Source organism: Pseudomonas sp. SO81, from assembly GCF_030374125.1.
GTDB lineage: Bacteria > Pseudomonadota > Gammaproteobacteria > Pseudomonadales > Pseudomonadaceae > Aquipseudomonas.
Window position 1 is genome coordinate 2,086,988 of the sequence record NZ_CP126126.1, and the last position, 19,716, is coordinate 2,106,703.

Here is a 19,716-nt window from a genome sequence, read left to right on the forward strand (position 1 = left end):
CGGGTGGATTGAGAAATGACCGACTGGCTCGACGAAATTCGCTGGAACGAGGATGGCCTGGTCCCGGCCATCGCCCAGGACCACAAGACCGGCCGCGTGCTGATGATGGCCTGGATGAACCGCGAGGCCCTGACCCTCACCGCCGCCGAACAGCGCGCCATCTACTGGTCACGTTCGCGTGGCAAGCTGTGGCGCAAGGGCGAAGACTCCGGCCATGTGCAGAAGCTGCACGAGCTGCGGCTGGACTGCGACGCCGACGTGATCATCCTGCTGGTCGAGCAGATCGGCGGCATCGCCTGCCACACCGGGCGTGAAAGTTGCTTTTACCGGGTCTGGGAAGATGGTGCGTGGCACAGCGTCGATCCGGTACTGAAAGACCCGCATGCCATCTACCAGGGACACAAGCATGAGTGACACCCTCACCCGCCTGGCCGAGGTGCTGGAGGCGCGCAAAGGCGCGGCGCCGGACAGCTCCTACGTGGCCAGCCTGTATCACAAGGGCCTGAACAAGATTCTGGAGAAGGTCGGCGAAGAGTCGGTCGAGACCATTCTTGCGGCCAAGGACGCGGCCATCAACGGCGATTGCAGCGACCTGATCTACGAAACCGCGGACCTCTGGTTCCACAGCCTGGTCATGCTCGCCGCCCTCGGCCAGCATCCGCAGGCCGTGCTGGACGAGCTGGATCGGCGCTTCGGTCTTTCCGGGCACGACGAGAAAGCGGCGCGCCCCACAACTTCCGACTGATCATTTTTCGAGGACTGATGCATGGGCATTTTCGACTGGAAACACTGGGTAGTCATTCTGATCGTGGTGGTGCTGGTGTTCGGCACCAAGCGCCTGAAGAACCTCGGTTCCGACCTGGGCGAGACCATCAAGGGCTTCCGCAAGGCGATGAACACCGAGGAAGACAAGCCCGCCGAGCCTGCGCCGGCCGCCAGCAACGAGCAGCTGCACAAGCCGCAGACCATCGACGCCCAGGCGCAGAAGGTCGAAGAGCCGGCCCGTAAGGACTGACGCGTGTTCGATATCGGCTTCTCCGAGCTGCTGCTGGTCGGGCTGGTGGCGTTGATCGTCTTCGGCCCCGAGCGCCTGCCCGGTGCGGCTCGCACCGCCGGCCTGTGGATCGGCCGGCTGAAGCGCAGCTTCGGCGCGATCAAGGCGGAAGTGGAGCGCGAGATGGGCGCCGACGAGATTCGTCGGCAGCTGCACAACGAGCAGATCCTGCAGATGGAGCGCGAGCTCAAGCAGTCGATCCAGCCACCGGCGCCGCCCGTCATTGCCGCGCAGGAGCCGCAGCCCGAGGCTGAGGCGCCCGTCACCCCGACGACCAGCGCACCCGCCACTCCCCCGGCCCCTTCCCCAGCCAATCCGGAGCCGCCGCGCCAGCCATGACCGAACAGAACAGCGAGATGCCCCTGGTAGCGCACCTCACCGAGCTGCGCTCACGCCTGCTGCGCTGCGTGATCGCCATCTTCATCGTGTTCGCCGGGCTGTTCTACTTCGCCCAGGACATCTACACCATCGTCTCGGCGCCGCTGCGCGCCTACCTGCCCGAAGGCGCGACGATGATCGCCACTGGCGTCGCCTCGCCCTTCCTCACCCCGTTCAAGCTGACCGCGTGGTGCGCGCTGTTCCTCGCCATCCCGATCATCCTGCACCAGGTGTGGGGCTTCATCGCGCCCGGGCTGTACAAGCACGAGAAGCGCATCGCCATGCCGCTGCTAGTCTCCAGCATCTTCCTGTTCTATGGCGGCATGGCCTTCGCCTACTTCCTGGTGTTTCCGCTGATGTTCCACTTCTTCGCCAGCGTGACCCCGGAAGGGGTGGCGATGATGACCGACATCAACGAGTACCTGGACTTCGTCCTGACCCTGTTCTTCGCCTTCGGCGTGGCCTTCGAGATCCCGGTGGCGACCTTCCTGGTGCTGTGGGTCGGCATCATCGACATCGACACCCTGAAGAAGAGCCGACCCTACGTGATCGTCGGCTGCTTCGTGGTCGGCATGATCCTCACTCCGCCGGACATCTTCTCGCAGACCCTGCTGGCCGTGCCCATGTGGCTGCTGTTCGAGGTCGGCCTGTTCTTCGGCGGCCTGGTGCGCAAGCGTAGCGACCACGACGAAGTCGAGTCCGACGACCAGCCGCCCGCCCCGCTGCAATGAACCTGCTGCTACTGGAAGACGCCGACTTCGTCGCGGCCGATCGCGCCGTGCTCGAAGGCCGGCGCCTCAAGCACCTGCACGAAGTGCATCGTGCCGAGGCCGGCGACCAGCTGCGCGTCGGCCGCCTCGGTGGCCTGATGGGCCGCGGCACCCTGCTGGCCCTGGACGAGCAGCACGCCGAACTGCAGGTAGAGCTGGACCAGCCGCCACCGGCCAAGCTGCCGCTGACCCTGCTGCTGGCCCTGCCCCGGCCAAAGATGCTCAAGCGCGTGCTGCAGACCGTAGCCGCCATGGGCGTGCCGCGCCTGGTGCTGCTCAACAGCTACCGGGTGGAGAAGAGCTTCTGGCAGACCCCCTTTCTCGAACCGGAGACCATCCGCGAGCAGCTGATCCTCGGCCTGGAACAGGCCCGCGACACCGTGCTGCCCGAGGTGGTCGTCGAGAAGCGCTTCAAGCCCTTCGTCGAAGACCGCCTGCCGGCGATCGCCGCCGGCACCCTGGGCCTGGTCGGCCACCCCGGTGATTTCCCCGCCTGCCCACGGGCGGTCAGCGAAGCGGTGACCCTGGCCATCGGTCCGGAAGGCGGCTGGATCCCCTACGAGGTGGACAAGTTGCAAGAGGCCGGCCTGCAGCCGGTGCAGCTGGGTGAGCGCATCCTGCGCGTGGAAACGGCGGTCACGGCGCTGCTGGCACGCCTGTTCTGAGCCCCGCACGAAACGCTGTTGTTCTGAAACAGTGGCCGGCTTAGGCTGACGGCATCCTCAGCCGTCGAGAAGCCGATCATGCGCCCACTGACCATCGATCTGGACCAACTGGCCTGCGCCCTCAACACCGAGGGCCTCGATCACTACCTCGACCTGCTCAGCGGCAAGGTGCTGCTGATCCCCGAAGAAGACGCCGATCCCGAGCTGGAAACGCTGTTGCGCAGCGAGCCGGAGCGCTTCCTGCTGGTCGAGCCGCTGGACCAGCAGGACGGCCTGGAGCTGATGCGTGAGTTCCTCGCCGAGGTCATCCACCCGCACGCCTATGGCGAACTGGAGCAGGCTCTGGAGGGCCGCCGCCCGGCGCGCACCTTCATCCATGCACTGATGCAGTACCCAACACTGCTACAGGCCTGGCAGAGCTTCGAGGCCGAACGCCTGCGCGAGCTGGCGCAGGACTGGCTGGAACAGAACGAACTGCAGCCGGCCCGACCGCTGCACTAAGCAGCACTCGGCGATTCAGGCCAAGGGTTCTAGCGAGCCATCCGACCCGGCAGAGCTATCCGCCCGAGGCTTCGGCGGCACCCGCAGAATGACCAGGGTGCCGGCGAGACGATCATGCGGCCCCTGTTTGCGCTTATCCACGCTCATCCAGACCGCCAGCAAGAGGAAGGCATAGCCGCCTAGCACGACAAACAATGCCATGAAGACCACGTAGCGCAGCACCAGCCGCCACCAAACCGGCCGCTCCAGAGTGCGACGATCCACCAGCTCCGCATCTATCGCCCTCATCCCAGGAGTCTTGCCCCAGCAATACCAGCAAAGCAGGAAGTAGACCGGCCCCAGCAGCAGTAGCGACATCTCGCTTAGCAGGGCGAGCAGACCGCTGGCATCGGCAGCGAAGCGCATCAGCAGCACTGCGCCAAACAGACCAGTGCCAGACAGGATCAACAGCAACAGGAAGTCCAGCAGGGCGCCGGCCCCGCGGTCGAGCATGCCGACCAGCTGGTATTGCTGGCCGGTGCCATGGTGCTCGTAGGTAAAGCGATTGATGCGACTATCTTCCATGTCCACTCACTCCGTTTGGAACGCCTTCTACCGCACTCAGATCTCGAGGAGAAAGGTCACCGGCCCGTCGTTAACCAGATGCACCTGCATGTCGGCGCCGAAGCGGCCGGTGGCCACCTGTGGGTGCTGCTGACGCGCCATTTCGACAAGCTGCTCGAACAGGGCCAGGCCCTGGGCCGGCGGCGCGGCGGTGGAAAAGCTCGGACGCAGGCCGCTCCTGGTGTCGGCGGCCAGGGTGAACTGCGAGACCAGCAGCAGGCCACCGTTCACGTCCTTGAGCGACAGGTTCATCTTGCCCTCGGCATCGCTGAAAACCCGGTAGGCCAGCATGCGCTGCAGGCCCTTGGCGATGCTGGCGGGATTGTCCTGCGGCTCGATGCCGACCAGCGCCAGCAGGCCCTGGTCGATGGCGCCGACTATCTCGCCCTCGACTTCGACGCGGGCGCCACGCACCCGCTGGATCAATAGCTTCACGCGTCTTCCAGGGGCAGGTCGAGCAGGCGCCGGGCCATCTGGTCGGCGGCGCGCACCAGCGCATCGGTGATGCCCAGCTCGGCGGCGGCGTGGCCGGCGTCGCGGATGATCTGCAGCTCGCTGTTCGGCCAGGCCTGGTGCAGCGCCCAGGCGTTGTCCAGCGGGCAGATTACGTCATAGCGGCCATGCACGATCACGCCCGGCAGGTGGGCGATCTTCGGCATGTCACGCAGCAGCTGGTCTTCCTCAAGGAAGGCCTTGTTGACGAAGTAGTGGCACTCGATGCGGGCGATCGACAGGGCCCGGTGCGGCTCGGTGAAGCGGTCGACCACCTGCGGATTGGGGCGCAGGGTGGCGGTGCGGCCCTCCCAGCACGACCAGGCCTTGGCCGCATGCATCTGGGCGATCTGGTCCGGGCCGGTGAGGCGCTTGTAGAAGGCCTGCATCAGGTCGCCGCGCTCCTCGGCCGGGATCGGCGCCAGGTAGTCTTCCCAGTAGTCGGGGAACAGGCGGCTGGCGCCCTCCTGGTAGAACCAGTCGAACTCCTGGGGCCGGCAGAGGAAGATGCCGCGCAGGATCAGCGCATGCACCCGATCGGGATGGGTCTGGGCATAGGCCAGCGACAGGGTCGAACCCCAGGAGCCGCCGAACAGCACCCACTTGTCGATGCCCAGGTGCTCGCGGATGCGCTCCATGTCCGCCACCAGGCTCCAGGTGTCGTTGCCCTCCAGGCTGGCGTGGGGCGTGGAGCGACCGCAGCCGCGCTGATCGAAAGTGACGATGCGGTACAGGTTGGGATCGAAGTAGCGGCGGCTGGCCGCGTCACAGCCGGCGCCCGGGCCGCCGTGGACGAACACCACCGGCAGGCCGTCCGGAGAGCCGCTCTCGTCCACGTAGAGAACGTGCGGTTCCTCCACCGCCAGCTCATGACGGGCGTAGGGTTTGATCTCCGGATACAAAGTCTGCATGGCGCACTCCCGAGTCTGTGCGTAAGGTCCTTGGACCGTCTGCCGACGGTCAGCCGTGCCGGGCATCATAACCATGAAAAGGACCTTGAACATGACTGCAGCGCGATTAATCCCCGCTTTTCTACTGATCGGCTCCCTGCTCACCGGCTGCGCGCCAAGCGATCCGCAGGCCGCGCTGGAGGCTGCCGTCCAGCAGTTGCAGGACAATATCGAGGCCAAGCGCAACGACGAGGTGCTGGACCAGTTGCACCCGCAGTTCAGCGCCCAGCAGCAGTACGACCGCGAGTGGGCGCGGCGCACCATGGCCCTGCTGTTCCTGCGCCACAAGCAGGTGCGGGTGATCGCCATCGGCACCAGCAGCGAAGTCGATCCGACCTACAGCGAGAAGGGCCACACCCGCGCCGAGGTGGCCATGACCGGCGCCGAGGGTCTGATCCCGGACAGCGCCCGGCACTACAGCGTCAAGCTGGAATGGTGGCTGGAGGACGGCGAGTGGAAGCTGGCGCGGCTGAACTGGGAGTAGTCGTAGGGCGGGTGAAACCCGCGTTTCCGCATAGGACCAACGCGGGTTTCACCCGCCCTACGCCTGCTAGAACAGGTAGGGGATAAACATCCGGCTGCGGCCCATGTAGGCGCGGTAGTCCTCGCCGAAATAGGCCAGGCACTCCGCCTCGTCGCGCCGCGCCGCCAGGTACAGCAGCACGCTGGCCACCACGGCCAGAGCCAGAGTCAGGGCATGCAGGTCCTTCCAGGCGATACCCCAGGTCAGCAGCAGCAGCGAGCAGAACAGCGGGTGGCGGATAAAGCGATAGATGCCGCCGGTGACCAGCTGCGAGGTGCGCTCGAAGGCGTAGAGCTCATCGTCCTGGCGTTGCTCGCTGGGCTTGCCGTCACGGCGCAGCTGGTAGATGCCGCAGAACAGCACGCTCAGCGAGGCGAACAGCAGCACCCAAGACACCTTCTGGTGCAGCGCATAGCGGTCCTCGAACCAGACCGGCGCGTTGAGCACCAGCAAACCGAGCATCGCCTCCCAGGCGAGGAAGCGGTAGAAGCCGTGGGAACGGGTGTTCTTCAGCGCGCGCCAGGAGATGCCCAGCAACACCAGTGAGCCCAGCGCAAATCCCGCCACCTGCAGCCACACCATCCCTTTCTCCTCCGTCTGCCGCTTCGCCAGCCCCGTTCGGGCCTCTGATACACTGCCGGCCTCTTCAGCTCCGGCGTACGCAATGGACCGCACCCAACTACACAGCCTGCTGCCACACCAGGGCCAAGCCCTGTGGCTGGATGCCCTGCTCGGCCACGACGCCGGCCGCATCGAGGGGCTGTCCGCCTGGCATCACCTGGACGCCCTGGGCCACGACGCCTCGCCCTGCCTGCTGTTCGAGGCCGCCGCCCAGCTGTGCGCCGCGCATGGTGCCCTATATGGCGAGGATAGCGCCATCGACATGGCCCTGGTGGGCAAGCTGTCCCAGTTGCAGCTGCACTTCGAGCCGCAACACCGCGAGGGCGCGCTGCATGTCGCCGCCATCCAAGAAGCGCTGAGCCCGGCCGGCGCCCTCTACGCCTTCAGCATCCACGCCGAGCAGCGCCTGCTGCTGGACGGCAAGCTCCTGCTGGTACTGGTCCGTGCTTGAACTGAACAATATCGTCCACCGCTATCCCGGCGCCGACACCCCGGCCCTGCAGGGCATCGACCTGCAGATGCAGGCTGGCCAGTGTCTGGGCCTGCTCGGCAGCAACGGTGCCGGCAAGACCACCCTGCTCTCGCTGCTGGCCGGCGTGCTGCCGCTGCAGCAGGGCGAGATCCGCTGGGACGGCGAGCGCAGCCTCGGCCTGGTGCCGCAGCAGCTGGCCTTCTATGCCGAACTCAAGGTGCGCGAGAACCTCGAGCTATTCGCCGATCTCTACCGCCTGCGTGGCGCCGAGCGCGCCCGCCGCCTGGAGCTTTGCATCGCCAGCACCAATCTGGAAGACAAACTGCAGCGCCGTGCCGCACGCCTGTCCGGCGGCGAGCAGCGCCGCCTGAACTTCGCCATCGGCCTGCTGCAACCGGCGCGCCTGTACCTGTTCGACGAGGCCACGGTCGGTGTCGACGCCGCCAGTCGCCAGCTGCTGCTGGGCGCCGTCGAGCGCCTGACCAGTGAAGGCCACGGGGTGATCTATACCAGCCACTACCTCGATGAAATCGAGCGCGTGGCCCAGCGCATCGTCCTGCTGCACGAAGGCCGCGTGCGCCTGGACCTGGACAGCCGCCAGCTGCTCGGCGACAGCCACGGTCTGCTGCTGGAATGGCAGGGCGAGGAACCCGCCGGCCTGCGTGAGCTGTTGGACAAACTGCACCTGAGCATGGAGGCGCTGCCGGGCGGCCTGCGCATCCCGGCCCTGGACGGCCCGCAGCTGCTGGAGATCACCCGCTTCCTCGCCGAGCGCCCCGAGCTGCCGCACCTGCTGCGCTTCGGCCGGCCCTCGCTGGAGCAGCTCTACCTGCGCCTCAACGGAGGGCGCCTATGAGACTGCGGGCCCTGGCGCGCAAGGAATTCCTGCTGATGCTGCGCGACCCCCACGCGCTGGCCGTGCTGTTCATCATGCCGACCCTGTTCCTGGTGCTGATGGCCGGCGCCATGTCCAACTACCTGCAGGACAAGCCGCCGGCCCTGCGTGTGGTGCTACAGGCCGAGCCCAATGGCAGCTATGAGCAGGTGTTCCGCGCTGCCCTTGAAGCACAGCTGCCGGGCAGCGAGCTGCTGGCGCAGGGCGATGCGCGCAGCGCCAGGATCAGCCTGCCCGCCGACTTCAGCGAGAGCCTCCTGGATGATCAGCGCCAGGGCCTGGCCCTGAGTTTCCCGCCGCAGCTGGACAAGCTGTCGCGCCAGCACCTGCGCGGCGCCGTACGCATCGCCCTGGCGCAAACCCGCCTGCTCGCCTTCCTCGAAGACAGCGGCGACCTGGACGCTAACCTGCCGCTGACCGAGCGCCTGGCCCTGGTACAGCAGCGCACGCAGAGCCAGATCGAGGAACACGAACTGCTCGCCAGCGGCGACCTCAGCGGCCGCGCCAATGCCAGCCAGCTGAGCGTGCCGGCCTGGCTGATCTTCGGCATGTTCTTCGTCGCCCTGCCGATGGCCGGCGGCTTCCAGCGAGAACAGCAGAGCGGCGCCCTCCTGCGCTTCCGCGCCCTCGACCTGAGTCTGGTGACGCTGGCACTGAGCAAGCTGCTGCCCTACTTCGCCATCAACCTGGTGCAGTTCGCCCTGCTGCTGAGCATCGGCGTGCACGGTCTGCCGCTGCTCGGCCTGCAGGGCCTGAGCCTGCCTGGCAGCCCGGCGGCCTACGCCCTGCTCGCCATCAGCCTGAGCCTGGCCACCTGCGGCCTCGGCCTGCTGCTGGCCGCCCTGGCGCGCAGCGCCGAGCAGGCGTTGTTGCTAGGCGGCGGGATCAATATCATCCTCGCCTCACTGGGCGGCATCATGGTGCCGAAGAGCGTGATGCCGGCGGCCATGGGCCAGCTGGCCGAAGTCTCGCCGATGAGCTGGGCGCTGGACGCCTTCCTCACCCTGCTGGTGGGCCAGGGTTCGCTCGCCGACATCGCCCCCTACTGTTTCCGCCTGCTGCTGATGGCTGCCCTGCTGGGCGGCGGCGGCTGGCTTCTGTTCCGCAGACGAGTGCAGCAAACGCAATGGACGAACGACTAGAACAACAACTCAAGCAACTGCTGATTCGTGAGTGCGACAAGGAAGACGACATCGACTGGCAGAGCATCGCCGACGATGAGCCGCTGTTCGGCGCCAACAGCCGCGTGCAGATGGACAGCCTGGACGCCCTGCAGGTGTCGCTGGCCCTGCAGCAGCACTACGGCGTGCGCATCGAGGGCGCCAAGGACGGCCGCAAGATCCTCGCCAGCATCGCCGATATCGCCGCCTTCATCCGCAGCCAGAAATGACCCCGGTCTACCTGCAACGCGGCGCCCTGAACAGCGCCCTCGGCGCCGAACTGAGCGATGCGGCGAGCAACCTGCTGGCCGATCGCCGGCCGCAGCCGACGCCCTTTCAGCTGCACGAACTGCAGCAGCCGCGGCCCTACTTCGCTGTCGCCACTGACGAGGTGCTGGATGCGCGCCTGGATCGCCTGCTGAGCGAAACCCTAGGCGACGCAGCGGCCGATGACTGCCTTTTGATCGTCGCCAGCACCGCGCTGGACATCACCGAGCTGGAAACCCAAGTGGCGGCCGACGGCGGCTTCCGCTTCGAACACTCCACGCCGCTGGACCTGATGGCCGAGCGGCTGCGCCAGCGCCATGGCTTCGCCGAGGCCTTCACCCTCAACACCGCCTGCACCAGCGCCGCCAATGGCCTGCTGTACGGTGCACGCCTGCTCGCCAGCGGCGCATACAAGCAGGTACTGGTGCTGGCCTTCGAGACGCCCAGCGCAATCGCCCAGCAGGGCTTCGGCGCCCTCGACCTGACCAGCCCCAGCGGCGCGTACCGGCCCTTCCATCCCGAACGCGATGGCCTGGTGCTCGGCGAATGCTACTGCGCCACCCTGCTCGGTCTCGAACCCGGCCCCGCGCCACTGGCGAAGCTGCTCGGCGGTTTCAGCGCCTGCGACACCAGCAGCCTGACCACCACCCGCGAGGATGGCAGCCATATCGACTGGGTGATGCAGCGCGCGCTGAACATCGCCGGAGTCGAAGCCGGGCAGATCGGCCTGGCCAAGCTGCACGGCACCGCCACCGGCGCCAACGACCTCGCCGAGAGCGCCGGCATGCGCCTGCTCTATCCGGAAACGATGCCGCCGCTGGCCGTGCTCAAGCCCTGGCTCGGCCACACCCTCGGCGCCTGCGGCCTGAGCGAGACCCTGTTGCTACTCGCCGCCCTGCGCCAGGGCCCGCTGCCGGCGCTGGATTATGCCGACGCGGCGCTGCTGCCGTTGCCCAGCGAGCCGATGGTGATCGCCCCCGACGTCCTGCTGCTGGCCAACTTCTTCGGCTTCGGCGGCAACAACGCCAGCCTGGTGCTGCAGGGCTGCGTGGTGGGAGAACAGTCATGAAGGTTATTGCCGCCAGCGAAATCCACGGCAGCGCCGAGCTCGACGACAAGGCGCTGAAGGCCGCGCTGAGCAAGTACCTGGCCAGCCCGCCGCGACGCATCGACCGCCTGATCTTCCAGGCCCTGCTCGGCGCCGCGCTGCTCAAGGAGCAGGTACGCAGCAACTGCGGCCTGTACCTGGCCTCGCGCCACCCGGCGCGGCCGACCATGGGCGCGCTGCTCGACGCCGTGTGCGTGCAGCAGCGACAGCCCAAGCCCTTCGAGTTCGTCAACAGCGTGAGCAATGCCGCCGGCTTCCATGTCGCCCAGCAACTGGGGCTGGAAGGGCCGAACCTGTTCGTCGGCGCCGGGCCACGGGTGTGGTCGCAGCTACAGCGGCTGGCCGCACTGGACCTGGCCGATGGCCTGGTCAGCCAGGCGCTGCTGGTAGTGGTCGAGGACCTGGGGGATTTCCGGGTGCAGGCAGTGCTGTTGGAGAGTGGCGCAGAGACCGCGGCGGCGGACTTCGCCGCGCTGACGGCGGTGATCGAGGTTCGTCAGCTGAATCTGTAGGAGCGAGCTCTGCTCGCGAACCCGACTCGCGCGAGGTCATTCGCGAGCAGAGCTCGCTCCTACCGAACGGCCGTAGCCTCAGCGCGTAGGGTGGATGACGCTCCGCTCATCCACCACCAGTCCCGCAGGTGGATCGATAAGGCGCCCCCCCCCCACAGTGGCCTCAGCCCTTGCGCTTGCTCCAGGCGCCCAGTTCCTTCATCAGCGCCCGTTCCTGGCCGGCGATGCCGCGCAGCATCTCGGCAATCGGACGGAAATCCGGCGCCTCGCCCTTGCTGCGACTGGCGCGCACGCAGGCCGAGGCGAACTGGCGCCAGTCATCGCCGATGGCGGTCAGGCGTGCCGAGGCCTCGCCCAACTCGGCCGCACCGATCTTCTCGCCGGCCTCCTGCAGGAAGCTGGCGTACATGAAGCGGAAGCCGGCGCCACCGGTGCCAATCTCTTCCTGCATGCGCACGATGTGGGTCAGGTACAGGCGGTTGTACTTGGTCTGCGCCGGATCGAGGTTCTCGACCTGCTTGGCCAGGTGCTGGATGCCGCGGATGCCGATCCACGGCAGCGGCATGCCATCGAGGATGCGCGTGGTGCCGAGCACGGCCTGGCGGATCAGCTTCTCCCAGTCCTGCTGCTGCGGCACGTCGTCCAGCCAGTACATCAGGCCCTTGGCCGCCAGCGCGCCCTTGGCGAAGCGCGCCTTCTGCAGGTCGGCGCTGGCGCAGCGCACCGGCTCCTCGAACACAGGGTCGCTGATCAGGTACTCGTCGCCGTCACGGCCGTAGACCAGCAGGTTGTGCGCGTTGAAGTGGAAGCGCATCTCCGGCGGGAAGTACGGCAGCCAGAACACCGAGCTCTGCAGACCGGCCAGGCGGCCCTGGTCGAGCAGCGCATCCAGCTCGCGGCGGCCCTGCTCGGGGTTGCCGAAGGTGCGGCTGTTGAGGCGTGCGCCGAGGCGCTTGCTCAGGGTCTTGATCAGGTGCTTGGGCGGCATGCGATAGGCAATCAGCGGCATGCCGCTGAGCTTGACGATCGGCAGGTAGGCGAAGGCCAGGCCCGAGGCCAGGCCGAAGGCCATCGGCTCGCTCATCGGTAGGCCGGCGTGGGTCAGCAGGCTGGCCATTACCCCGCTCTCGCAGTGGGCGCTCTGGCGGTGCTGGAAATGCGGTTCGAAGCTGCTCATGCCGGGGCCTTCTGGTAGCCGATCAGTTGTTCCACCGGCAGGCCGAAGGCTTCGGCGTAACGGGCGAGGATGGCGGCGCTCAGGCGCCGGTAGATGGCCGGGCGGAAGTGGCGGCGGATGCGCCACTGGAACAGCCCGGTGATCTGCGCCAGGGCCGGCTCGTCCAGGCGGTAGCGGTACATCAGGCATTTCAGCGGCGACAGCTCGCCACGTTGCCAGGCCGCCTCGGCCTCGGCTTCCTGGGCCTCCAGCTCGGCCACGGCCAGCTGGGTGGCGTAGGCCTCGGTGTCCCAGCCATCGCTCTGCGCGCGCTGGTAGTGACCCTCGGCATCCACGGCGTAGACCAGCTTGCTATGGCCGCCGTAGGTGGAGCTGTGATCCTGGGGAACCTCGTCAAGCTTCATTGGCCAACCACCGTCAAATGCATGAATGCGCTGGAGAAACGCCCGCTTTCGGGTACGTAGCAGAGCAGGCGCTCGCCACTGCGCAGGCGGCCGCCGTTGAACAGCTCCTCGAGGATGATGAAGATCGAGGCGGCGCCGGTATTGCCCTTGCTGGTCAGGTTGGTGAACCAGCGCTCCATGGGAATCGGCAGATCGGCCTCGGCCAGGCCCACCGCCAGCGGCTCGCGGAAGAACTCGGAGGAATAGTGCGGCAGGAAGTGGTCGATATCGGCGACGCGCAGGTCGCGCTTGTGCAGGATGCGCTTGAGCGCCTCGACCACCGTGTATTTGACGATGTTGTCGTTGAGCAGCTTGACGTCCTGCTTGATCGCCATCACCGAGCGGCGGTTGCGCTCGTCGGCGTCGAAGCGGCTCCAGCCGGCCAGGCCGCCGTCCGTCATTTCGGCCCCGGCGTACATGCACGGCGGCATCTGGTCGGCGAAGGAGAGGATGTCGATCCAGTCGATGCGCAGGCTCAGGCCGCGGGCGTTGGGCTGGCCCTGCAGCCACACGGCGCCGGCACCGTCGGAGAGCATCCAGCGCAGGAAGTCCTTCTCGAAGGCGATCTCCGGATGGGTCTCCAGTTCGGCGGCGCGGCGCTCGTACTCGGCGTCGAAGTTGCGCGCCTGCATCAGCGTGGAGGCCACCTCCGAGCCGCAGGCCACGGCGTTGCGACTCTCACCGCTGGCGACGCTGAGCCAGGCGTACTTCAGCGCCGTCATGCCACACAGACAGATGCCGGCGGTGGTCACCACCTCGCCGGGCGGGCTGCCCAGCTCGCCATGCACCATCACCGCGTGGCCAGGCATGGTCTGGTCCGGCGACGAGGTGCTGGCCACCAGGCAGTCCAGCTCATTCAGATCGAAGCCGGGCGCCTGCAGGTTGCGGATGGCCGCGGCGCTGATCTGCGCGTTGCTCATGGCCGCCAGGCCGCTGGCCGGGTCGATCACGTAGTGGCGGCTCTGGATGCCATTGCGCTTGAGCACCAGGCGCCGCGCCCGCGACGGCTGACCGCCGACCAGGCCGAGGCGCTCCTCCATCTGCTCGTTGTCGACCGGGTCGAACGGCAGGTAGGCGCTGATGCGGTTGATGAAGACGGGATTGGCCACGTTGAATTCCTCGGGTCACTTCACTCGCCGGACGGGCCGGCGAAGTAGGCCTTTTCACGCAACGTCCGTTCCCTGGACAGCGGAGCCAGCAATTTCTTGAGCAGGGCGCCGAGCGGCACCACGGTAACGATCAGGCACAGCAGGAAGACGATGTAGACCACCAGGCCGGCGCCGCGGCGACGGCTCTGCTGCGGGCCGAGGGCGGAGAGCAGGCGGCTCCACAGCTGGAAGCTGCGGTTGCCGACCTTCTCGCTGCCGATCAGCTTCTCGTCGATACGCACGGCGCGGAGGCCCTTGAGCATGGGCTCGGTGATGGGCTGGGTGTCGCGGGTCAGGCGCTGCACAATGGCCTCGCCGAAGCGGCTGGCGGCGACGATCTCGCCCTCCTCGATGCCGGCACGCGGCACCCAGGAATAGGGTTTCTGCCGGCCAGTGAACATCCACAGCGGGGTGGCCAGGAAGCTGGCGGCGGTGCCGCAGGCGTCGGTCAGGGCGATATTGTCGACCAGCCGCGCGCCCAACTCGCTCAGCTTGGCCTTGACCTTCTCCTGGGCCATCAACCACATGTTGCGGCAGCCGATCAGGGTCACCACCGGGGTGTCCTTGAGCAGCCTGGCCGCCTCGGGCGAGGCGAGGAAACTGGTCAGCGGCAGCGACGGTGAGAGGAACCACACCTGGTAGGCGAGAATCACAAGGTCGTAGCGCTTGCCGGCATCCACCTGCAGCGGCAGCAGCGGCTGCGGGCGCATCAGCACGGTTTCGGGGAAGATGCGGAAGAAGCCGAGGAACGGCCAGGGGAAGGGAAAAGGCTGGGCTGGCTGCAGTGCCAGATGGTCGACCTGAACGCCGTCGGCTTTCTCCAGGGGAGCGCATACCGACTGGGTCAGACGCCCCAACTGGCCGGTTTGTGAAAAATGAACCACTAAAACCTGACGCATCCCTTGCCTATTCCCTGCAGAATGGCTGGATTATGCCACAGCGATTTCTTCAAACCGTAACCTGGCCATGCCTGCTGGCGCTGCTGTTCGTCAGTTCACAGACGGTCGCCGGGGACATTCTGGTCAGGGTCGAGGGCAAACAGGCCAATGCCCCCGTGCATCTGGCCCTGCTCTCCGCCGATCAGCCCGATTGGAACGGCTCCATCCTGCGCCAGATCCAGAGCGAGGACGGCGAACTGCGCCTACGCGACCTGCCGCCGGGACGCTATGCCGTGCAGCTGTTCCAGGACCTGGACGGCGACGGCGCGCTGGCCCTCAGCCCGCGCGGGATACCGCGGGAGCCGGTGGGCTTCTCGACCAATCCGACGCTGCTCAAGGGCAAGCCGACGCCCTCGCAGTGCCTGTTCGAGCACGGCAGCGGCGATACCCTGATCACGGTGAAGCTGCGCAGCAAGAAGCGCTAGTCGGCGCGCCAGATCAGCTCGCCGGTGTCGTAGCCGCGGGCGCGGGCCTCGGCCAGCAGGCGTTCGCGAGTCTCGGCAGAAACCTGCGGCGTGCGCGACAGCAGCCACAGGTACTCGCGATTCGGATGGCCCACCAGCGCGACGCTGTAGTCCTGCCCCAGATAGAGCACCCAGTAGTCGCCCTTGCTCAGGCCGGGGAAGAGCTTGCTGAACCAGTTGTCAAAGCGCACCCACAGCTTGTCGGTGTGCCCCGCCTGTTGCAGCTCGGCCTGACCCTTCGCCTCCTGCCACTCGCCATCCTCGGTGCGGCAACGGTTGGTCACCGCTACGCGACCATCGTCCTGCAGGCGGTAATGGGCCTCGGAGGCGACGCAGTGGCGCTGGAAGAACATCGGCAGACGGGCCAGCTCGTACCAGGTGCCCTGGTAGCGCTGCAGGTCGACCTGGCCGGCGGTCTGCGGCGGGTCGTCCTGTTCGCCGGAGCCGGCGCAGCCGACCAGGGTGAGCAACAGCAGGGAAAGCAGGATGGGGCGCATGGCGGAGTCTCCTTCGTGCCTGTGCGCTGTTCGACCGCGAGCCGGGCCGAAGGAGCGAGTTATCTCGACCGGGGGTTACTTGAGGCCCTGGCCGGAGAACATCATCACCTTGTCGCCAGCGAACTGGACGCTGATGAAGGTCTTCTCGTCGCCCCAGGTGCAGCTGGTCAGGCCGATGGCGCCGGAACATTCGGTGGGGCTGCCGAGCAGGCTCTCGACCTCGGCCTTGGGCATGCCGGCCTTGAGTTTGGAATAGTTGTCCTGGTTGATCTTGCTGCAGGCGGCGAGCAGGACGCAGGTGGCGAGGATGGCGAGGTTGCGCAGCGACATGGGGAACTCCAGAGGAAGGAAAACTGCGAGAGAGCTTGGCACAGGACGCGCCCGATTGCGCCTCTCCGACCCTCGAACTCGTGCACAGTTCGCAGGCCTCGGCGGCGCCTGCTAGAAACGCGAACCCGGTTGCGCGAGAAACGCCAGCTCCTCGGCGGTGGAAGAACGGCCGAGGCTTGCGTTGCGATGCGGGAAGCGGCCGAAGCGACGAATCACCTGGCGGTGGCGCTCGGCGTAATCGAGATAGCCATCGAACGGCGCACGCTGGTCGGCGGCAACCTGCTCGCGCAATGCGGCGAAACGCGCGACCGCCTCGTCCTGCTGGGCGAGGTCTTCGGCGTGCTCCAGCACCAGATAGGGAAATACCCGGCAGATCGCCGGCAGCTGGCTATCCAACCCCGACGCCAGGCCCTGGCGAACCAGCGCCTGCGCGCGGGCATCGCCGGAGAAGGCTTGCGGCGTGCCGCGATGGATCATGCGCGGCAGCTGGTCCAGCAGCAGGATCAGCGCCAGCCAGCCCTGCGGCTGCTCACTCCACTCCTGCAGGCCACCGGCGAGGGCGGCGGCGCAGGGCTCGCCGAACAGCCGGCGAGCCTGGTCGTCCTGTTCGGCGCGGTAGCCGAACCACAGCCGCTGGCGGCTGGCAGCCACGACGCTGGCGGTGGCCTCGGTATCACCGAACCACCAGTCCAGCAGCGGCTGCCAGGCAGTCATGACTCAGGCCTTGTGGTAACCGGTGACGCGCTCGACTTCTTCCTTCGAACCGAGGAATACCGCCACGCGTTGGTGCAGGGACTCCGGCTGGATGTCGAGAATGCGCTGGGTGCCGTTGGTGGCGGCACCACCGGCCTGCTCGATCAGCATCGACATCGGGTTGGCCTCGTACATCAGGCGCAGCTTGCCCGGCTTCTCCGGCTCGCGGGCATCGCGCGGGTACATGAACAGGCCACCGCGGGTGAGGATGCGATGCACGTCGGCCACCATGGAGGCGATCCAGCGCATGTTGTAGTTCTTGCCCAGCGGGCCTTCCTTGCCGGCCAGCAGCTCGGAGACATAGCCCTGCACCGGGGCTTCCCAGTGGCGCTGGTTGGACATGTTGATGGCGAACTCGGCGGTGCTCTCCGGCACGCGGATATTGTCGTGGGTGAGCACGAAGCTGCCCATCTCGCGGTCCAGGGTGAAGCCCATCACGCCGTCACCCAGGGTCAGCATCAGCATGGTCTGTGGACCGTAGATTGCGTAGCCGGCACAGACCTGCTGGGTACCCGGCTGCAGGAAGGCCTTCTCGTCCAGAGTATCGTTCTGGCTCAGGTACTGATCCGGGCAACGCAGCACGGAGAAGATGGTGCCGACCGAGACGTTGACGTCGATGTTGCTGGAGCCGTCCAGCGGGTCGAACACCAGCAGGTAGGCGCCTTTCGGGTACTTGCCGGGGATCTGGTAGGCGTTGTCCATCTCTTCGGAAGCCATGCCCGCCAGGTGGCCGCCCCACTCGTTGGCCTCCAGCAAGATCTCGTTGGAGATCACGTCGAGCTTCTTCTGCACCTCGCCCTGGACGTTCTCGGTGCCCATGCTGCCGAGCACGCCGCCGAGGGCGCCCTTGGACACGGCATGGCTGATTTCCTTGCACGCGCGCGCGACCACCTCGATGAGGAAACGCAGGTCGGCCGGGGTGTTGTGACTGCGGGTCTGTTCGATCAGGTAGCGGCTGAGGGTGACGCGCGACATGGAGGGGCTCCGGAAACTGGGAAAAATCGGCGGCAGTTTAACCGTTTGCGCGCGCGGGCGCCTCTGCCGAACCGGACAGCAGATGAGAGGATGGCGACACGGGGGAAGTTCAAAAGCGTGGCCCCGTTGCGGGGCCACGTCGTGAAGCGCTTACAGGTCCCAGGACAGGGACAGGTTGATGCCGTGCTGATCGCTGTCGTCGGCGTCGCGGTAGGTATAGGCACCGCGTACGGCCAGGCCCGGAGCGAGCTTGTGGCTGACGCCGAAACTGGCGCGCCAGGTCTTGTCGTCCGGGGTGTAGCCGTCCAGGGTGTAGCCGATGGTCGGCAGGCTGCGCAGGGACATGTCCACTTCGCTGGCGTCGTCCTCGTACTCGCGCTCCATCGCCACTTCACCGAACAGACGGGTCTGCTGGTCCAGATCGAACAGCCCCTGCAGGCCGATGCCCAGGCGCTTGGAGTTGCGCTTCTGGTCGTCGTAGTTCAGCGCGCTGGAGCGCTCGCTGTCCTCCGAATACCCATCCACCTCGACCCGTGCGTAGTCGGCGCTGACGAAGGGACTCAGGTGCCACTGGCTGTCCGGACTCTGGGCGATGTCGTAGCCGACGCGACCGCTGAGGCTCCACAAGTCGCCGTCGGTGTCGGCCTTCTCGCTGCGGGTGGTTGGCCCCAGGTCGAACTTGCGCTTGAGGTCGTGGTAGTCCAGATAACCGACACTGGCGGCCAGCTCGCCCCACCAGCGGTTCTGCTGGTACTGGGCGAAGGCGGTGGTCAGGTAGCTGCGCAGGTCGTAGTCGGAGTCGGCCTCGCCGGCTTCCAGGCTCTGCTCGTACAGGCCCGCCGCCAGGCCAACGCGCCAGGCCTCGTCGAGGCGATAGCTGCCGCCGAAGTTGAGGCTGTAACCGTTGCCATCGGCATCGCTCTCGTAGATGTCGTAGCTCAGGCGCTGGCCGCCGCCGTTGACGAAGGCGCGCCACTGGCCGACGGCCTGCCAGGCCTCAAAGTCCGACTGCCACTGGGCACGCAGCTGATCCTGATGCGAGCGCAGGGTGCCATGGGCCATTTCCGGCAGCAGGCTGATTTCCCACGGCGCAGCCAGTAGCGAGTAGGCGTAGTCGGCGATCAGGGTCTGGCCAGCGATGGTCGGGTGCACGCCATCGTTGAACAGCAGCTTGGTCGGGTCGGGGTTGGTGCCGTTGATGCCGTAGACCGGGTTCTGTACCGCGCAGTCGTCGAAGCAGGTACCGATCAGGTTCTGGTCGGTGGCCAGGCCATACTGGCCGGGGTTCGCCAACACCTCGGAGAGCATCAGCGGAACGTTCAGCGGGATGATCTCGGCGTTGACCGTGGACAGCTGGCGCACCAGCTCATTGTTGAACTCGACGCCCAGCTGGGACACGGTGGCGGCGAGCCCGGTGCCGGAAATCGCTGGGGTCTTGCCCACGTCCGGCAGCAGCCAGACCATGATGTGGCGCGCGCCGGCCTGTTGCAGCGCCTGGACGCTATCGACCAAGCGGCCGGCAGCAGCCTGAGCCGTGGCGGGGCTGGTGACCTGCAGCTGGAGGAAGTCGTTGCCGCCGCCGGTGATGTAGTACAGGGCATTGGGATCGGCACGGAAGCCATTGGCGGCCAGGTACTGATTATTGACCGTGTCGAGGATCTGGTCGGTGCGATAGCCGCCTACCGCCCAGTTGCTGCCGCCAGAGTTCGCGGCGGCCAGGCCGTCTTCGCCGAGCCCCAACTGGCTTCCCAGCAGCATGGGCGCCACCGGGCCATAGGCCTCGCCCGGCAGGTAACCCGGCCCGACGCGGTTGGTAAAGCGCACGGGGCCGTCGGCATCGGTGAACCAGCCGGCGTCACTCAGGCTGTCGCCGAATACGACCAAGGAGGAGTAAGGCGACGCTTGCAGCGAAAGGGAAGTACCGGCCAATAGACAGGCGGCTGCCAGTGGAGTCAGTAAGCGCTTCATCGGGGTGTCCTTATGATTGTTATTGGACCGTTTGGCACCTGCGACTCTAGCG

General features: G+C 66.8%; 28 protein-coding genes. 15 read left to right on the plus strand and 13 right to left on the minus strand.

Translation table 11 applies throughout. From position 1 onward, the window contains the following. The first annotated feature begins 15 nt into the window (after positions 1 to 15). The 7 genes from hisI to OH686_RS09960 all read left to right on the plus strand — a co-directional run bounded on the left by hisI (position 16) and on the right by OH686_RS09960 (position 3,368). Entirely contained in the window at positions 16 to 414 is a 399-nt protein-coding gene (gene hisI / locus OH686_RS09930) for a phosphoribosyl-AMP cyclohydrolase (protein ID WP_137973496.1), read from the plus strand. Then, positions 407 to 745 (plus strand): phosphoribosyl-ATP diphosphatase, encoded by a 339-nt coding sequence (locus OH686_RS09935; protein WP_137973497.1) that lies wholly within the window; start codon positions 407 to 409, stop codon positions 743 to 745. The genes hisI and OH686_RS09935 overlap by 8 nt, the downstream gene beginning before the upstream one ends. Before the next feature lie 21 nt (positions 746 to 766). After that, positions 767 to 1,015, plus strand: a complete 249-nt coding sequence (locus OH686_RS09940; protein WP_289538195.1) for a twin-arginine translocase TatA/TatE family subunit — start codon at positions 767 to 769, stop codon at positions 1,013 to 1,015. Positions 1,016 to 1,018: 3 nt separating this feature from the next. Further along, complete coding sequence (gene tatB, locus OH686_RS09945) at positions 1,019 to 1,393, plus strand: Sec-independent protein translocase protein TatB (RefSeq protein ID WP_289538196.1); 375 nt, start codon at positions 1,019 to 1,021, stop codon at positions 1,391 to 1,393. Beyond that, complete coding sequence (gene tatC, locus OH686_RS09950) at positions 1,390 to 2,163, plus strand: twin-arginine translocase subunit TatC (RefSeq protein WP_289538198.1); 774 nt, start codon at positions 1,390 to 1,392, stop codon at positions 2,161 to 2,163. The genes tatB and tatC overlap by 4 nt, the downstream gene beginning before the upstream one ends. Next, positions 2,160 to 2,867 (plus strand): 16S rRNA (uracil(1498)-N(3))-methyltransferase, encoded by a 708-nt coding sequence (locus OH686_RS09955; protein WP_289538200.1) that lies wholly within the window; start codon positions 2,160 to 2,162, stop codon positions 2,865 to 2,867. Before tatC ends, OH686_RS09955 begins: the two co-directional genes overlap by 4 nt. 78 nt (positions 2,868 to 2,945) lie before the next feature. Beyond that, the gene (locus tag OH686_RS09960; RefSeq protein WP_289538202.1) at positions 2,946 to 3,368 is read left to right on the plus strand and encodes a UPF0158 family protein; all 423 of its coding nucleotides are present in this window, start codon (positions 2,946 to 2,948) and stop codon (positions 3,366 to 3,368) included. 15 nt (positions 3,369 to 3,383) lie between these two features. On the opposite strand, the gene OH686_RS09965 is transcribed toward OH686_RS09960, so the two are convergent. From OH686_RS09965 to pip, 3 genes are read right to left on the minus strand one after another with little or no spacing between them, the layout of a single operon-like run. After that, entirely contained in the window at positions 3,384 to 3,932 is a 549-nt protein-coding gene (locus OH686_RS09965; RefSeq protein ID WP_289538921.1) for an RDD family protein, read from the minus strand. Positions 3,933 to 3,968: 36 nt separating this feature from the next. Beyond that, entirely contained in the window at positions 3,969 to 4,406 is a 438-nt protein-coding gene (dtd, locus tag OH686_RS09970) for a D-aminoacyl-tRNA deacylase (protein ID WP_289538204.1), read from the minus strand. Continuing rightward, the gene (gene pip, locus OH686_RS09975; protein WP_289538206.1) at positions 4,403 to 5,374 is read right to left on the minus strand and encodes a prolyl aminopeptidase; all 972 of its coding nucleotides are present in this window, start codon (positions 5,372 to 5,374) and stop codon (positions 4,403 to 4,405) included. Before pip ends, dtd begins: the two co-directional genes overlap by 4 nt. Positions 5,375 to 5,465: 91 nt before the next feature. Between pip and OH686_RS09980 the strand changes: the two genes are divergently transcribed. After that, a complete protein-coding gene (locus OH686_RS09980; RefSeq protein WP_289538208.1) occupies positions 5,466 to 5,897 on the plus strand; it encodes a hypothetical protein in 432 nt (143 codons plus the stop codon). Between the two features lie 66 nt (positions 5,898 to 5,963). Here the strand turns inward: OH686_RS09980 and OH686_RS09985 are convergent, their stop codons facing one another. Then, positions 5,964 to 6,518, minus strand: a complete 555-nt coding sequence (locus OH686_RS09985) for a methyltransferase family protein (RefSeq protein WP_289538210.1) — start codon at positions 6,516 to 6,518, stop codon at positions 5,964 to 5,966. Between the two features lie 82 nt (positions 6,519 to 6,600). Between OH686_RS09985 and OH686_RS09990 the strand changes: the two genes are divergently transcribed. The 6 genes from OH686_RS09990 to OH686_RS10015 are packed head-to-tail and all read left to right on the plus strand — an operon-like array spanning position 6,601 to position 10,971. After that, positions 6,601 to 7,008, plus strand: coding sequence for a hotdog family protein (locus OH686_RS09990; RefSeq protein ID WP_289538212.1), 408 nt, complete (start codon positions 6,601 to 6,603; stop codon positions 7,006 to 7,008). Then, positions 7,001 to 7,885, plus strand: a complete 885-nt coding sequence (locus tag OH686_RS09995) for an ABC transporter ATP-binding protein (RefSeq protein ID WP_289538214.1) — start codon at positions 7,001 to 7,003, stop codon at positions 7,883 to 7,885. The genes OH686_RS09990 and OH686_RS09995 overlap by 8 nt, the downstream gene beginning before the upstream one ends. Next, positions 7,882 to 9,066 carry an ABC transporter permease gene (locus tag OH686_RS10000; protein ID WP_289538216.1) on the plus strand — a complete coding sequence of 395 codons (1,185 nt, stop codon included), beginning with the start codon at positions 7,882 to 7,884 and terminating at the stop codon, positions 9,064 to 9,066. The genes OH686_RS09995 and OH686_RS10000 overlap by 4 nt, the downstream gene beginning before the upstream one ends. Continuing rightward, positions 9,051 to 9,314, plus strand: coding sequence for an acyl carrier protein (locus tag OH686_RS10005; RefSeq protein WP_289538218.1), 264 nt, complete (start codon positions 9,051 to 9,053; stop codon positions 9,312 to 9,314). The genes OH686_RS10000 and OH686_RS10005 overlap by 16 nt, the downstream gene beginning before the upstream one ends. Then, complete coding sequence (locus OH686_RS10010; RefSeq protein ID WP_289538220.1) at positions 9,311 to 10,420, plus strand: beta-ketoacyl synthase N-terminal-like domain-containing protein; 1,110 nt, start codon at positions 9,311 to 9,313, stop codon at positions 10,418 to 10,420. Before OH686_RS10005 ends, OH686_RS10010 begins: the two co-directional genes overlap by 4 nt. Then, a complete protein-coding gene (locus tag OH686_RS10015; protein WP_289538221.1) occupies positions 10,417 to 10,971 on the plus strand; it encodes a hypothetical protein in 555 nt (184 codons plus the stop codon). Before OH686_RS10010 ends, OH686_RS10015 begins: the two co-directional genes overlap by 4 nt. Before the next feature lie 163 nt (positions 10,972 to 11,134). Here the strand turns inward: OH686_RS10015 and darH are convergent, their stop codons facing one another. Genes darH through OH686_RS10035 form a run of 4 tightly spaced genes read right to left on the minus strand, consistent with a single transcriptional unit; the run spans position 11,135 to position 14,596 of the window. Further along, positions 11,135 to 12,148, minus strand: coding sequence for a BtrH-related acyltransferase DarH (gene darH / locus OH686_RS10020; RefSeq protein ID WP_289538222.1), 1,014 nt, complete (start codon positions 12,146 to 12,148; stop codon positions 11,135 to 11,137). After that, positions 12,145 to 12,552 (minus strand): DarG family dialkylresorcinol biosynthesis protein, encoded by a 408-nt coding sequence (locus tag OH686_RS10025; protein ID WP_192314667.1) that lies wholly within the window; start codon positions 12,550 to 12,552, stop codon positions 12,145 to 12,147. The genes darH and OH686_RS10025 overlap by 4 nt, the downstream gene beginning before the upstream one ends. Beyond that, a complete protein-coding gene (locus OH686_RS10030) occupies positions 12,549 to 13,700 on the minus strand; it encodes a beta-ketoacyl-ACP synthase III (protein WP_289538226.1) in 1,152 nt (383 codons plus the stop codon). Before OH686_RS10030 ends, OH686_RS10025 begins: the two co-directional genes overlap by 4 nt. Positions 13,701 to 13,720: 20 nt before the next feature. Continuing rightward, on the minus strand, positions 13,721 to 14,596 hold the full coding sequence (locus OH686_RS10035; protein WP_289538228.1) for a dialkylrecorsinol condensing enzyme: 876 nt from the start codon (positions 14,594 to 14,596) through the stop codon (positions 13,721 to 13,723). A gap of 74 nt (positions 14,597 to 14,670) precedes the next feature. On the opposite strand from OH686_RS10035, the gene OH686_RS10040 reads away from it, so the two are divergent. Next, positions 14,671 to 15,102: a DUF2141 domain-containing protein gene (locus OH686_RS10040; protein WP_289538230.1), complete on the plus strand. Its 432-nt coding sequence runs from the start codon at positions 14,671 to 14,673 to the stop codon at positions 15,100 to 15,102. Here the strand turns inward: OH686_RS10040 and OH686_RS10045 are convergent. The 5 genes from OH686_RS10045 to OH686_RS10065 form a co-directional block, all read right to left on the minus strand. Beyond that, a complete protein-coding gene (locus tag OH686_RS10045; RefSeq protein ID WP_289538232.1) occupies positions 15,099 to 15,638 on the minus strand; it encodes a lipocalin family protein in 540 nt (179 codons plus the stop codon). The two genes, OH686_RS10040 and OH686_RS10045, sit on opposite strands and share 4 nt — an antisense overlap. Positions 15,639 to 15,713: 75 nt before the next feature. Further along, entirely contained in the window at positions 15,714 to 15,968 is a 255-nt protein-coding gene (locus OH686_RS10050) for a hypothetical protein (RefSeq protein WP_289538234.1), read from the minus strand. 111 nt (positions 15,969 to 16,079) lie between these two features. Then, positions 16,080 to 16,682, minus strand: a complete 603-nt coding sequence (locus tag OH686_RS10055; protein ID WP_289538235.1) for a DUF924 family protein — start codon at positions 16,680 to 16,682, stop codon at positions 16,080 to 16,082. Between the two features lie 3 nt (positions 16,683 to 16,685). Further along, on the minus strand, positions 16,686 to 17,696 hold the full coding sequence (locus OH686_RS10060) for a class 1 fructose-bisphosphatase (RefSeq protein ID WP_137973521.1): 1,011 nt from the start codon (positions 17,694 to 17,696) through the stop codon (positions 16,686 to 16,688). A gap of 150 nt (positions 17,697 to 17,846) precedes the next feature. Continuing rightward, entirely contained in the window at positions 17,847 to 19,664 is a 1,818-nt protein-coding gene (locus tag OH686_RS10065) for an autotransporter domain-containing SGNH/GDSL hydrolase family protein (protein ID WP_289538238.1), read from the minus strand. Positions 19,665 to 19,716: the final 52 nt, after the last annotated feature.

Excerpts from the sequence above, each read along its gene's own strand:
- hisI (WP_137973496.1), top strand. The coding sequence starts at position 16 with ATGACCGACTGGCTCGACGAAATTCGCTGGAACGAGGATGGCCTGGTC.
- OH686_RS09935 (WP_137973497.1), top strand. The coding sequence starts at position 407 with ATGAGTGACACCCTCACCCGCCTGGCCGAGGTGCTGGAGGCGCGCAAA.
- OH686_RS09940 (WP_289538195.1), top strand. The coding sequence starts at position 767 with ATGGGCATTTTCGACTGGAAACACTGGGTAGTCATTCTGATCGTGGTG.
- tatC (WP_289538198.1), top strand. The coding sequence starts at position 1,390 with ATGACCGAACAGAACAGCGAGATGCCCCTGGTAGCGCACCTCACCGAG.
- OH686_RS09955 (WP_289538200.1), top strand. The coding sequence starts at position 2,160 with ATGAACCTGCTGCTACTGGAAGACGCCGACTTCGTCGCGGCCGATCGC.
- OH686_RS09960 (WP_289538202.1), top strand. The coding sequence starts at position 2,946 with ATGCGCCCACTGACCATCGATCTGGACCAACTGGCCTGCGCCCTCAAC.
- OH686_RS09965 (WP_289538921.1), bottom strand. The coding sequence starts at position 3,932 with ATGGAAGATAGTCGCATCAATCGCTTTACCTACGAGCACCATGGCACC.
- pip (WP_289538206.1), bottom strand. The coding sequence starts at position 5,374 with ATGCAGACTTTGTATCCGGAGATCAAACCCTACGCCCGTCATGAGCTG.
- OH686_RS09980 (WP_289538208.1), top strand. The coding sequence starts at position 5,466 with ATGACTGCAGCGCGATTAATCCCCGCTTTTCTACTGATCGGCTCCCTG.
- OH686_RS09985 (WP_289538210.1), bottom strand. The coding sequence starts at position 6,518 with ATGGTGTGGCTGCAGGTGGCGGGATTTGCGCTGGGCTCACTGGTGTTG.
- OH686_RS09990 (WP_289538212.1), top strand. The coding sequence starts at position 6,601 with ATGGACCGCACCCAACTACACAGCCTGCTGCCACACCAGGGCCAAGCC.
- OH686_RS10000 (WP_289538216.1), top strand. The coding sequence starts at position 7,882 with ATGAGACTGCGGGCCCTGGCGCGCAAGGAATTCCTGCTGATGCTGCGC.
- OH686_RS10005 (WP_289538218.1), top strand. The coding sequence starts at position 9,051 with ATGGACGAACGACTAGAACAACAACTCAAGCAACTGCTGATTCGTGAG.
- OH686_RS10010 (WP_289538220.1), top strand. The coding sequence starts at position 9,311 with ATGACCCCGGTCTACCTGCAACGCGGCGCCCTGAACAGCGCCCTCGGC.
- OH686_RS10015 (WP_289538221.1), top strand. The coding sequence starts at position 10,417 with ATGAAGGTTATTGCCGCCAGCGAAATCCACGGCAGCGCCGAGCTCGAC.
- darH (WP_289538222.1), bottom strand. The coding sequence starts at position 12,148 with ATGAGCAGCTTCGAACCGCATTTCCAGCACCGCCAGAGCGCCCACTGC.
- OH686_RS10025 (WP_192314667.1), bottom strand. The coding sequence starts at position 12,552 with ATGAAGCTTGACGAGGTTCCCCAGGATCACAGCTCCACCTACGGCGGC.
- OH686_RS10040 (WP_289538230.1), top strand. The coding sequence starts at position 14,671 with ATGCCACAGCGATTTCTTCAAACCGTAACCTGGCCATGCCTGCTGGCG.
- OH686_RS10045 (WP_289538232.1), bottom strand. The coding sequence starts at position 15,638 with ATGCGCCCCATCCTGCTTTCCCTGCTGTTGCTCACCCTGGTCGGCTGC.
- OH686_RS10050 (WP_289538234.1), bottom strand. The coding sequence starts at position 15,968 with ATGTCGCTGCGCAACCTCGCCATCCTCGCCACCTGCGTCCTGCTCGCC.
- OH686_RS10055 (WP_289538235.1), bottom strand. The coding sequence starts at position 16,682 with ATGACTGCCTGGCAGCCGCTGCTGGACTGGTGGTTCGGTGATACCGAG.
- OH686_RS10060 (WP_137973521.1), bottom strand. The coding sequence starts at position 17,696 with ATGTCGCGCGTCACCCTCAGCCGCTACCTGATCGAACAGACCCGCAGT.
- OH686_RS10065 (WP_289538238.1), bottom strand. The coding sequence starts at position 19,664 with ATGAAGCGCTTACTGACTCCACTGGCAGCCGCCTGTCTATTGGCCGGT.